This window comes from Selenihalanaerobacter shriftii, assembly GCF_900167185.1.
GTDB classification, from domain to species: Bacteria; Bacillota; Halanaerobiia; order Halobacteroidales; family Acetohalobiaceae; genus Selenihalanaerobacter; species Selenihalanaerobacter shriftii.
This window is the reverse complement of the sequence record NZ_FUWM01000012.1, coordinates 83,124-94,443: the sequence shown is the minus strand read 5'-3', so window position 1 is coordinate 94,443 and position 11,320 is coordinate 83,124. Positions and strand designations below refer to the sequence as shown.

General features: G+C 33.0%; 11 protein-coding genes and 1 other RNA gene. 1 reads left to right on the top strand and 11 read right to left on the bottom strand.

Going from position 1 to position 11,320, the window contains the following annotated elements; translation table 11 throughout:
• Positions 1-557: 557 nt before the first annotated feature.
• The 9 genes from mnmA to ssrS all read right to left on the bottom strand — a co-directional run bounded on the left by mnmA (position 558) and on the right by ssrS (position 7,717).
• Entirely contained in the window at positions 558-1,643 is a 1,086-nt protein-coding gene (gene mnmA, locus B5D41_RS08185) for a tRNA 2-thiouridine(34) synthase MnmA (protein ID WP_078810137.1), read from the bottom strand.
• Between the two features lie 37 nt (positions 1,644-1,680).
• Positions 1,681-2,094 (bottom strand): Fe-S cluster assembly scaffold protein NifU, encoded by a 414-nt coding sequence (gene nifU, locus B5D41_RS08180; protein WP_078810136.1) that lies wholly within the window; start codon positions 2,092-2,094, stop codon positions 1,681-1,683.
• Between the two features lie 45 nt (positions 2,095-2,139).
• Complete coding sequence (nifS, locus tag B5D41_RS08175; RefSeq protein ID WP_078810135.1) at positions 2,140-3,312, bottom strand: cysteine desulfurase NifS; 1,173 nt, start codon at positions 3,310-3,312, stop codon at positions 2,140-2,142.
• Positions 3,313-3,335: 23 nt separating this feature from the next.
• Positions 3,336-3,794, bottom strand: coding sequence for an RrF2 family transcriptional regulator (locus B5D41_RS08170; protein WP_078810134.1), 459 nt, complete (start codon positions 3,792-3,794; stop codon positions 3,336-3,338).
• A 246-nt stretch (positions 3,795-4,040) separates the two neighbouring features.
• A complete protein-coding gene (locus B5D41_RS08165) occupies positions 4,041-4,658 on the bottom strand; it encodes a YczE/YyaS/YitT family protein (RefSeq protein ID WP_078810133.1) in 618 nt (205 codons plus the stop codon).
• Positions 4,658-5,284 carry an IMPACT family protein gene (locus B5D41_RS08160; protein ID WP_078810132.1) on the bottom strand — a complete coding sequence of 209 codons (627 nt, stop codon included), beginning with the start codon at positions 5,282-5,284 and terminating at the stop codon, positions 4,658-4,660. Before B5D41_RS08160 ends, B5D41_RS08165 begins: the two co-directional genes overlap by 1 nt.
• A gap of 39 nt (positions 5,285-5,323) precedes the next feature.
• Positions 5,324-6,649 (bottom strand): AAA family ATPase, encoded by a 1,326-nt coding sequence (locus B5D41_RS08155; protein WP_078810131.1) that lies wholly within the window; start codon positions 6,647-6,649, stop codon positions 5,324-5,326.
• Positions 6,650-6,818: 169 nt separating this feature from the next.
• Positions 6,819-7,409, bottom strand: coding sequence for a 5-formyltetrahydrofolate cyclo-ligase (locus tag B5D41_RS08150; protein WP_078810130.1), 591 nt, complete (start codon positions 7,407-7,409; stop codon positions 6,819-6,821).
• Positions 7,410-7,536: 127 nt separating this feature from the next.
• Positions 7,537-7,717: non-coding RNA, 6S RNA (ssrS, locus tag B5D41_RS08145), on the bottom strand.
• A 152-nt stretch (positions 7,718-7,869) separates the two neighbouring features.
• On the opposite strand from ssrS, the gene B5D41_RS08140 reads away from it, so the two are divergent.
• Complete coding sequence (locus B5D41_RS08140; protein WP_078810129.1) at positions 7,870-8,157, top strand: hypothetical protein; 288 nt, start codon at positions 7,870-7,872, stop codon at positions 8,155-8,157.
• Between the two features lie 55 nt (positions 8,158-8,212).
• Here the strand turns inward: B5D41_RS08140 and aspS are convergent, their stop codons facing one another.
• Both aspS and hisS read right to left on the bottom strand, forming a co-directional pair.
• Positions 8,213-9,997, bottom strand: a complete 1,785-nt coding sequence (gene aspS / locus B5D41_RS08135) for an aspartate--tRNA ligase (RefSeq protein WP_078810128.1) — start codon at positions 9,995-9,997, stop codon at positions 8,213-8,215.
• Between the two features lie 20 nt (positions 9,998-10,017).
• A complete protein-coding gene (hisS, locus tag B5D41_RS08130) occupies positions 10,018-11,280 on the bottom strand; it encodes a histidine--tRNA ligase (RefSeq protein WP_078810127.1) in 1,263 nt (420 codons plus the stop codon).
• Positions 11,281-11,320: the final 40 nt, after the last annotated feature.

Below are 11,320 nucleotides of genomic sequence, written 5' to 3'. Positions count from 1 at the left end.
ATATGATTAATTTGTTGGCGCTTTTTTCAAGCGACAATTAATATGATAACACTTTTAAGAAGTCTTGTCAAGAACAAATTTGAAAAATCGAAAAAATAATTTGTCGTGTTTTTCAAGACAACGATTAATATTGTAACAAACAACTTGATGAATGTCAAGTAAGTTAACAACTCGTTTAAGCGACAATTAGTAGTGTAACAAATAACTCAAAGAGTGTCAAGTAAAACTTTTAAACAATTTGTTTGCAACATTTCTGCAAGCAAGACTTAATATATTAAATGTATATTTTATAATGTATCAAGTAAAGCTTGTCAAGAAAAATATCAATCTTTTGCGTTCACTTTTTTCAAGCGACAATTACTATCTTAACATCTCAAACAAATTATGTCAAGTAATAATTTCAAATAATAACTCAAAATTTGTCGTTTTTCTCAAGCGACAATTAATAGTATAACAAATCTTTTGCAGATAGTCAAGAAAAAAATTTTAATAAAAAGAACAGAAGTTATTAACTCCAAACTTGCAACTTCTGTTCCTTTTATTATATTTCTTCATTATTATTTTAGCTCTTCCTTTATTATTCCTCCACCTACTAGAACCTCATTATCATAGAAAACAACAGCTTGTCCTGGAGTAATTGCTCTTTGTTTATCAACAAACTCCACTTCAACCTTGTCTCCATCAATAGTACGTATCGTAGCCGGAGCCGGAGTAACATTATATCTAATCTTAACTTCTACTTCCATTGGTTCTTCTAATTCCGGAATAGAAACCCAATTAAGTCGGTGTGCAATTAGTTTATCACCAAATACATCTTCATTATCTCCTACAATTACTGCATTTTTCTCTGGTTCTAAGTCTACTACATATAATGGTTTATGATACGCTAATCCTAAACCCTTTCTTTGACCGATAGTGTAAAAAGGAATTCCATCATGCTCACCTAATTTATTTCCTTCTAAGTCAAGAATAGGGCCTGGTTTAGCTATTTCTGCATGTTCTTCTTGAATATAACGATTATAATCATCATCTGGGATAAAACAAATCTCCTGACTATCTGGTTTATCATGTACTGCTAAACCAAATTCTTTAGCTAACTTTCGAGTTTCTGATTTTGTAAATTCACCTAATGGCATTAAAGTATGAGCTAACTCTTTTTGATTCATTCCATATAAGGCATAAGTTTGGTCTTTATGTACATCTTTTGCTTTCTTTATTAAATGTCTACCTTCTTGATGATGTTCTATTGTAGCATAATGCCCAGTAGCCATATAATCTGCATCCAATTCCAAAGCTTTTTGTAAAAAAACTTTAGATTTTATCTCTTGGTTACACATAATACAAGGATTTGGTGTTCTAGCGTGAGCATACTCATCTACAAAATAATCTATTACTTTATCAGCAAATAACTCCTCAAAATTTACTACATAAAACGGAATGTCTAATTGATAAGCTACTTTTCTAGCATCCTCAACCGCTGATAATGAGCAACAACTACCATCATCATCTGATGATTGATCAGAAGGCCAAATCTGCATAGTAATTCCTACTACATCATATCCTCTATCTTTGAGTAAAGCAGCAGTTAATGAGCTATCTACTCCTCCACTCATAGCCACAACTACTCTTTTTTTAGTTGTCATATTTAAATCACCTTCTTTATATTTCAAAGACTGTTTTTTATGAGTGATGGTGGGATATATCCTCACAAGCATCGCAAATATTATTATTTTCAATACCTAAATAGTTATCAAGCGCCTTCTGTAAAGCATCGGCAGCTAAATTAGAACAATGCATCTTTTCTGGCGGTAATCCATCTAATGCTTCAGCCACTTTCTTATTAGTTAATTCTCTTGCTTCTTCAATTGTTTTCCCTTTTACCATTTCAGTAGCTATACTACTAGTTGCCACAGCTGCTCCACAACCAAAAGTTTTAAACTTAATATCTTGAATTGTATCATCTTCTACTTTAATATATATCTTCATTATATCTCCACAGGTTGGATTACCTACTTCACCAACTCCATCTGCATTTTCAAGCTCACCTACATTACGTGGGTTTTGAAAATGGTCCATCACTTTATCAGAATACATATCTATCAACTCCTTTTTATTCTTTCCTTAATAAACCTTATTATTCTAGCTATTTTGATCATATAACGGAGACATAGCTCTTAACTTGTCTACTACTTTTGGTAACTTTTCTAATACATAATCAATTTCTTCTTCAGTAGTATACTTCCCTAAAGTTAAACGTAAAGAACCATGCGCAATCTCATGCGGAATATCCATAGCTAGCAATACATGAGAAGGATCTAGAGAACCTGAAGTGCAAGCAGAACCACTAGATGCAGCAATTCCTTCTAAATCTAAATTTAATAATAATGATTCCCCTTCAATATACCGAATACTGAAATTAACATTATTAGGTAACCTTTTCGTTGGATGACCATTTAAAGTAACTTCATCAATCTTCTCTTTAATCCCCTTAATCAACTTACCTCTCAGTTTTGTTATCTTTTCTTGCTTCTCTTCTAATTCTTCTAAAGCAACCTTTGCTGCTTTACCTAACCCAACGATTGCTGGTACATTCTCAGTACTAGCTCTTCTTCCTCTCTCTTGAGCACCTCCATGCATAAATGGAGTAATTTTAGTCCCTTTCCTAATATAAAGTGCTCCTATCCCTTTTGGACCATTAAACTTATGAGCAGATAGTGATAATAGATCAGCATTTAATTCATTAACGTCTACAGAAATTGCACCTACAGCTTGGACAGCATCAGTATGAAAATATATATTATTCTCTTTAGCTATTTTTCCAATCTCTTTAATAGGCTGAATAGTTCCTACTTCATTATTAGCCATCATAACACTAATTAAGATGGTTTCATCAGTAATTGCTTTCTCTACATCTTTTTGATCAACCATTCCGTGCTCATCAACAGGTACATATGTAACCTCAAAATCATGGTATTCTTCTAAATATTCACACGGGTGTAAGACTGCATGATGTTCACAAGCAGATGTGATAATATGCTTACCTTCGTCTCTATGTTTCATGGCTATTCCTTTAATAGCTAAGTTATCAGCCTCTGTTCCACCACTTGTAAAAACAATTTCTGCAGAATCATCAGCATTGATTAAGTCTGCTACTTTTTCTCTTGCATCTTCAACTACATTTCTATTCTCTCTGCCAAAAGAATGTACACTAGAAGCATTACCAAACTTTTCTGTAAAGTATGGTTTCATAGCTTCTAAAACCTCAGGAGCAGTAGAAGTTGTGGCTGCATTATCTAAATATACACGCTTCATCTTAATAATTCCCCCTTTAGCATTTAAATATGGTATAAATAACCATGTTGTCCATCTTTCTGTTTAGCATTAATAGCTTCTTGGCGTAAATCTTCTAAACTTATGGAATCTAATACTTCATTAATACTCTCTTGTAAATCTTTCCAAATTAAACGAGTTATACAATCTTCTATGTTCTTGCAATTTTCATTACCATCATCAGCTACACAATCTGATGGTGCTATTGGCCCTTCCAAAACACGAATGATATCACCAATAGTGATTTTATCTGGTTTCTTAGCTAATAGATATCCACCATGTGCTCCCCGGACACTATTTACTAAACCAGCTTTACGAAGTGCAGCTATTAGTTGTTCTAAATAATTCTCTGAAATACCTTGTCTTTCAGCTATACTACGCAATGGAGTAGTACCTTCACCATAATGAAGGGCTAAATCAAACATAGCTCTAACCCCATAACGCCCTTTGGTAGATAGCTTCATTTGCTTCCTCCTCTTAATCCCAACCATTTTTGTAGGTTTTCTAGGATAATATTAACATAAGTATTTTAGTTTGTCAATATCTTTAAAGAAATAAAATTTTTAATATATTTTAAAGACTTATCATTTATGATATAGTTTAAATGAATTATTCAAATATATTTATCATCATCCATATTATTAACTCTTTTTTAAAATTTTATTTCTTTAATATAAAATTTAAAATAATTAATAAATAGCTTTAAGACACTAACAATCTGTTTGTGCTAGTGAATGCTTATTTGATAAGCTTCCTAGTAAATCCAATGATATGCTCAACATTGGTCCAATGCCTAGAGCAATACAGATTGTGCCAATTCCTACTGGACCTCCTAATAAATAACCAATTATTAGAGCACCTAATTCTAAACTACTTCTTATCCATTGTATATCTATATTAAATTTTTTAGTTAAAGCCATCATTAAACTATCTCTTGGTCCAGTACCACAATGGGCTGTTATATATACTGCTACTCCAAAACCAACAATGGCAATACCTCCTATTAAATAAATATACTGATAGATTATAGTTATTGGTTGAGGTATAATTGACATTATCAAATCAATCATAAAACCAACTAATAACATATTAATTATTGTCCCTGAGGTAGGTTTAATTCTAGCAATAAAAAAACTAAATAAGATGACAGCCAAACCAGTCAATTGACTAGCTTTACCAACAGTTAGCATATTAATATGTTTAGTTAAACTAATATGAAATACATCCCAAGGTGCTGCTCCTAAATCTGCTTTAATAGTTAATACTATTCCTATACTTACTATGATTAGCCCAATTATAAATTGTATCCATTTCTTTATCTGATTCATTATCTAAACTCCTCTCCTATCTCCCTAAAGCATGCTTCTCCTCTAGTAAGTTCCTTAATCCTAGCTTTAAATGCTGGTATATAACTTAATTTCATTGATGCTATAATTTCAACTCCCTCATTTGTATATTTAGTGCTATTTACTTCTCCTTGATGACCTTCTAAATCATTAATTACTTTTCCCATAGAATCATATGAAACAGAAATTCCAATATTTAAATAACGTTCTTTTTCTATAATTCCTGCAACTTTAATTGCCTCTCTGGCGCACTTACCATAAGCTCGGATTAGTCCGCCGATTCCATGCTTTATTCCTCCAAAATAGCGAGTAACTACAATTACAGTATTAGTTACATCCTCTCCTTCAATTGCTTGTAAAACTGGGGGGCCTGATGAACCGGCAGGCTCACCATCATCATTAGTTCTCTTAACTGCACTATCTCCTAGCCCAACTTTAAAAGCATAAACATTATGAGTAGCATCTGCAAACTCTTCTGATATTCTATCAATAAATTTCTCAGCCTCTTCTACTGATTGTATATTAGCTGCTGAAGCAATAAATTTACAATTCTTAATCGTTAATTGAACTCGGTAATCATCTGCTACAGTTTTATATTTATTACTCATCTCTTTCACCTCATTTACGTATACTACTCATTTACTAATCTATTTATCTCTTTGTTTTAATTTACCTAATAATTCTTTAACTTCTTCTTCATATCCTTGATTACTAGGATTATAAAATCCTTCTCCAACTAAGTCATCTGGTAAGTACTGTTGTTTAACATAATGGTTTTGATAATTATGAGGATATAAATATCCTCTTCCATGACCTAATTTTTTAGCTCCTTTATAATGAGAATCTTTAAGATGATTCGGAACTCCTGATGTCCTTCGATTGCGGACAACTGCAATTGCATTATCTATCCCTTTAATAATAGCATTGCTTTTAGGTGCTGTAGCTATATATACTGCTGCTTCTGCTAACGGAATCCTAGCTTCCGGTAAACCTACATATTCCACTGCCTGTGCTGCTGCATTTGCTATTACTAAAGCTTGTGGATCAGCATTACCAACATCTTCAGCAGCATGTACTATAATTCTACGGGCAATGAATCTAGGGTCCTCTCCTGCCTCTAACATTTTAGCCAACCAGTATAAAGTGGCATCAGGAGCGGAACCCCGCATACTCTTAATAAAAGCTGACACAGTGTCATAATGATTATCCCCTGCTTTATCATAATTTAAAGCACGTTGTTGAATTGATTCTTCAGCTACTTCTAAAGTTATTTCTTTAACCCCTTTATCGTTCTTAGGAGTAGTCAAAACTGCTAATTCCAAAGCATTCAACGCAGACCTAGCATCTCCATTAGCTATATCTACAATATGTTCTAAAGCTTCCGATTTTAAATCAACATCATATTCCCCTAATCCTCTTTGGGAATCCTGCAAAGTATTTAGTAGTATCTGCTTTAAATCTTCTGCTTTAAGCAATTCTAATTTAAAAACTCTAGATCTAGATACTAAAGGGGAATTCACTTCAAAATAAGGATTTTCAGTGGTAGCTCCAATTAAAATAATTGTTCCTTTTTCAACTGCAGGTAATAAAGCATCTTGTTGTGATTTATTAAACCGATGAATCTCATCAATAAATAAGATAGTCTTCTGTTGATACATACCTTTTCGATCTTTAGCAGCCTTGAGCACTTGTCTAATATCCTTAACCCCTGAAGTAACGGCATTTAGTTTTGCAAATTCAGAACTAGTGGTATTAGCTATAATCATAGCTAGGGTTGTCTTCCCAGTACCAGGAGGACCATATAAAATTAAAGATTGCAAACGATCAGCTTGAATAGCTCTGCGTAATAGCTTCCCTTCTCCTACAATCCTTTCTTGTCCAATAAACTCATTTAAATTGCGTGGTCTCATTCTTTCGGCTAAAGGAGCTGAGTTACTTGTTTCATTTTCTACATTATGAGTAAATAAATCCATAATCTCACCCTTTTTAATAAATAATCGTACCGGTAAGTCCGGCTAAAATAAAAGAAAAACTTAGCTATAATCAAAATTATAACTAAGGCAGGAGGACCTCCTACAAATTCATTACATATATAGTAACATATTTAACCATACCATGACAAGTTAACGTAAAAAAGAGTAATTAATTATTAACCACTCTTTTTTCTGTCACCACTTTATCAACCGGCAAATCATATTCTCCTATAATTACATCATCTATAATTTGAATTTCAAAAGCTAATGCAATTCTACTTGCCTCTGGAGATACTTTCGCAGCAAATCTATCATAATATCCTCCACCATAGCCTAAGCGATTACAGTCTTCATCAAAAGCCACTCCAGGGACTATTGCCAAATCTAATTCTTCATAATCAACTGGTCTAATATATTCTTCTTTTGGCTCTAAAATACCATATGTACCTTCTTCTAATTCTTGGTCATAATTTTTTAATTCTGATAATAATAATGACCTATCCTCTACTTGACTAATAGGTATTAGGACTCGTTTATCTAACTTTAACGCTTCTTTAATCATAAATTCAGTTTTAACTTCATTTCTAAAATCTACATAAAACATAATCACCTCTGCTGACTCAAACTCCTCTAATTCAAACAACTTCTTCTTTATTTCCATACTCTTCTTTAATAATTCACCATCATTCAATCGCTGCCGATAATCTAACACCATTTTTCTTTGATCCTGTTTAGCATTTTTTATTTCTCTGTTAGCCATTATTTCTCCACCCCACTCATTCCATATTTGGAAAAGTATTCTATATTAATCATATCAAATTAAGAAATAGATTGTCAACATAAAAAAAGCTCAGTTCCCTAATAAAGAGAACTGAGCTTTAAAAATAAAGTGTCCCACCATGCCGTATAGGTAGTCAGTATTTTGCTCCCTATCTTCTAAGTGGGTGCCCTCCCACCTGATTTGTATGTCCACTCAATGGAGGCTTATACGCCACAGATGGAGACCAGGCTCCCTGTGTAATGTGTGTTGGGCAAAATATGAACCATACACGCACACAGCAGAACAATATTTATTTGCCTCACTTAACTTAACTAAATGATATCATAATTAATTTTAAATTGCAAATACCAAAAATTTCATTATCCTCTTAACTGTATCATAACCATTCCTCAATTTGCATATTCATTTATTAAGAGACTTATATAAAGGAGGAAACACCTTGGAATTACAACCACTTTCAACCGTCCTTGTACTTTCAGTTCTTGTAGAAATGGTTACTAATACAATTAAATCTATTTTATCAATTCGTGGTAATAAGAGTAGGATTATAGCAATAATTGTAGGAGTAGTACTATGTTTATCAACCCAAATCGGTATTCTACATAAATTAAATATAGCTATCTATTATGACTTCATAGATTATTTATTAACCGGTATTATTATATCTAGAGGCTCTCATGCAATCCATGATATTTCTTCTATGTTTAAGAATAACAAGAGTAGTTAATTGTAATTAGTGGCTAGCAACTAATTATTAGTCACTAGCCACCTTTTATTATTTATTAATCAATGTCTATTTCTAAATTTTCAATTTCTAAATGTAATTCTTCTAATTGACTTTTTTCTACTTTTGATGGTGCCTCTGTTAATAAACAAGTAGCATTTTGCGTCTTAGGGAAGGCAATAACATCTCGAATTGTCTCTAGACCACCTAATAACATCACTAATCTATCTAACCCAAACGCAATTCCACCATGAGGTGGTGTCCCATATTCAAAAGCATCTAATAAAAAGCCAAATTTGTCATTAATTTCTTCTTCTTCTAAACTAAGAATCTCAAAGATTTTTTGTTGTAAATCTCGATTATGGATTCTAATACTTCCACCACCGATTTCAATTCCATTCAGAACTAAGTCATATGCCTTTGCTTTTACTTTAACTGGGTCATCATCTAATAGGTCAACATCTTCATCCTGAGGAGCTGTAAATGGATGATGTAACGAAACTAATTTACCTTCAGCTTCATCAAATAATGGGAAATCAGTTATCCAGACAAAATTAAACTCATCTTGATCAATAAGATCTAACCTACTAGCTAACTTTTGTCTTAAGTTACCTAATGCAGCAGCTACTACCTTAGGTTTATCAGCTACAAACAATAGTAAATCCCCTTCTTTTGCATCCATCTTATCTATAATATTATCTAATTCTTCATCACTTAAGAATTTACTAATTGGTGAACTGATCCCATCTTCTCTTAAGGCAATCCAGGCTAATCCTTTAGCACCATAGATTCCCACATAGTCTGTCAGTTCATCCATATCCTTACGAGAAAAACTAGCACATCCCTTAGCATTAATACCTTTTACTTCTCCCCCACTGGCAACAGTACCACTAAAGACATTAAATTCAGCATCTTTTACTACTTCTGAAATATCAACTAATTCTAAATCAAATCTTAAGTCTGGTCGGTCACTTCCATATCGACTCATAGCTTCTTGATAGCTCATTCTTTGAAATTCTGTTGGCGCTTCTAAACCGGCTGTATCAAAAATTTCCTCCATCATACCTTCTACTAACGATATAATATCTTCTTCATTTACAAAAGACATCTCCATATCTATTTGAGTAAATTCTGGCTGTCTATCAGCTCTTAGATCTTCATCTCTAAAACATCTAACTATTTGATAATAACGATCCATACCTGAAACCATCAATAACTGTTTAAATAGCTGTGGAGACTGTGGTAAAGCATAAAATTTACCAGCATTAACTCGACTAGGTACTAAATAATCTCTAGCCCCTTCTGGAGTACTCCTCGTTAACATTGGTGTTTCAACTTCTAAAAAGTTATAATCATCTAAGTAATTTCTAACTGCTTTTTTAACATTATGACGTAAAACTATGTTTTCTTGCATATCAGATCTACGTAAATCTAAATATCTATATTTTAATCTTAAATCTTCTCCAGCATCACATTCTTCACTGATCTGTAAAGGTGGAGTCTCAGCTGAATCTAATACTCGCAATTCATTAACATTAATCTCTACCTCTCCTGTAGCTAAATCAGAATTAATAGTACCTTCCGGCCTAGCAATCACTTCACCAGTAATTGCAATTACATATTCTTTTCGTAAATCTTCAGCCTTCTTAAACGCCTCTTGACTCTCTTCAGGGTTAAAAACCACTTGTACTAAACCAAATCGATCTCGCAAATCAGCAAATATTAACCCTCCATGATCTCGACGACGTTGTACCCAACCCATTAAAGTTACTTCTTCCCCAACATGTTTTTTCCTTAAATCACCACAATAATAACTTCTTTCTAAACCATTAATAGTTGCCATCCTCAAAATTACCTCCTAGCCTATTCTACTCTTTCTTTAATCTCATTAACTAAATTATCTAACTCAATTTCTATTTGCTCACCTGTTTCCATTTCTCTAATAGTTGCTACCCTTTTATTTAACTCATCTCCACCTATAATTATACTATACTGGGCATTATTCCGATCAGCACATTTCATCTGACCTTTTACACTTCTTCCTAAATAATCCATCTCTACTCTTAAACCAGCTTCCCTAAGTTGATATAAATACTTAAATGCTGCTTCTTTAGCAGGCTGTCCAATAGTAGTAATAAATAAATCAAGATCTGTTGTTAATGGTAACTCTATATCTTGTTCTTCTAATGCTAGAATAATTCGTTCCATTCCCATAGCAAAACCGATCCCTGGAATTTCACGACCTCCTATTTCTTCAGCTAAGCCATCATAACGACCTCCACCAAAGATAGTATCCTGGGCTCCTAAGCCAGTATATATAATCTCAAAAGCCGTTTTAGTATAATAATCTAACCCTCTCACTAAATCAGGATCTAGAATATAATCAATCTCTAATTTATCTAAATAGTTCTTCACCATCTCAAAGTGCTCAGTACATTCTTCACATAAAGAATCATAAATTTCTGGAGCATCTACTGTATATTCTTGACACTTTTCATTCTTGCAATCTAAAATTCTTAACGGATTACGTTCATATCGTGACTGACAATCTGAACATAACTCTTCTAAATCAGGAGAAAAATGTTCTACTAAGGCCTCTCTATATTCCTCTCTACATTCTGGACAGCCAACACTATTTAAATGTACTTCTAAATCAGATAAACCTAACTCAGTTAATATCTGTAGTCCTAAAGTAATAACCTCAGCATCAATAGCAGGATTGTCGGTTCCTAATACTTCAGCTCCTAATTGATGAAATTGACGATAACGACCTGATTGTGGTCGTTCATATCTAAACATAGGCCCGAAATAAAAGTACTTAGTTGGCTGAGCCTGACCATAAATCTTATGTTCTAAAAATGATCTAACTACTGATGCAGTACCTTCGGGACGAAGTGTAATACTTCGTCCTCCTTTATCATTGAAGGTATACATCTCTTTTTCTACAATATCTGTAGTTTCACCTATTCCTCTTTGAAAAAGATTAGTCTTTTCAAAAATTGGTGTTCTAATCTCTTGATAATTATATCTTTTAAATATATCTTGAGCAATTTTTTCTACAAATTGCCATTTAAGACTCTCTTCTGGCAAAATATCATTAGTTCCTCGTGGTCTCTTAATACTCATCTTATAAACCTCCCAATTAGGCTACCTATTTCTTCTTTAT

What these genes read in the sequence shown, in the direction of transcription:
- mnmA (WP_078810137.1), bottom strand. Translation starts at nt 1,643, where the DNA reads ATGACAACTAAAAAAAGAGTAGTTGTGGCTATGAGTGGAGGAGTAGAT.
- nifU (WP_078810136.1), bottom strand. Translation starts at nt 2,094, where the DNA reads ATGTATTCTGATAAAGTGATGGACCATTTTCAAAACCCACGTAATGTA.
- nifS (WP_078810135.1), bottom strand. Translation starts at nt 3,312, where the DNA reads ATGAAGCGTGTATATTTAGATAATGCAGCCACAACTTCTACTGCTCCT.
- B5D41_RS08170 (WP_078810134.1), bottom strand. Translation starts at nt 3,794, where the DNA reads ATGAAGCTATCTACCAAAGGGCGTTATGGGGTTAGAGCTATGTTTGAT.
- B5D41_RS08165 (WP_078810133.1), bottom strand. Translation starts at nt 4,658, where the DNA reads ATGAATCAGATAAAGAAATGGATACAATTTATAATTGGGCTAATCATA.
- B5D41_RS08160 (WP_078810132.1), bottom strand. Translation starts at nt 5,284, where the DNA reads ATGAGTAATAAATATAAAACTGTAGCAGATGATTACCGAGTTCAATTA.
- B5D41_RS08155 (WP_078810131.1), bottom strand. Translation starts at nt 6,649, where the DNA reads ATGGATTTATTTACTCATAATGTAGAAAATGAAACAAGTAACTCAGCT.
- B5D41_RS08150 (WP_078810130.1), bottom strand. Translation starts at nt 7,409, where the DNA reads ATGGCTAACAGAGAAATAAAAAATGCTAAACAGGATCAAAGAAAAATG.
- aspS (WP_078810128.1), bottom strand. Translation starts at nt 9,997, where the DNA reads ATGGCAACTATTAATGGTTTAGAAAGAAGTTATTATTGTGGTGATTTA.
- hisS (WP_078810127.1), bottom strand. Translation starts at nt 11,280, where the DNA reads ATGAGTATTAAGAGACCACGAGGAACTAATGATATTTTGCCAGAAGAG.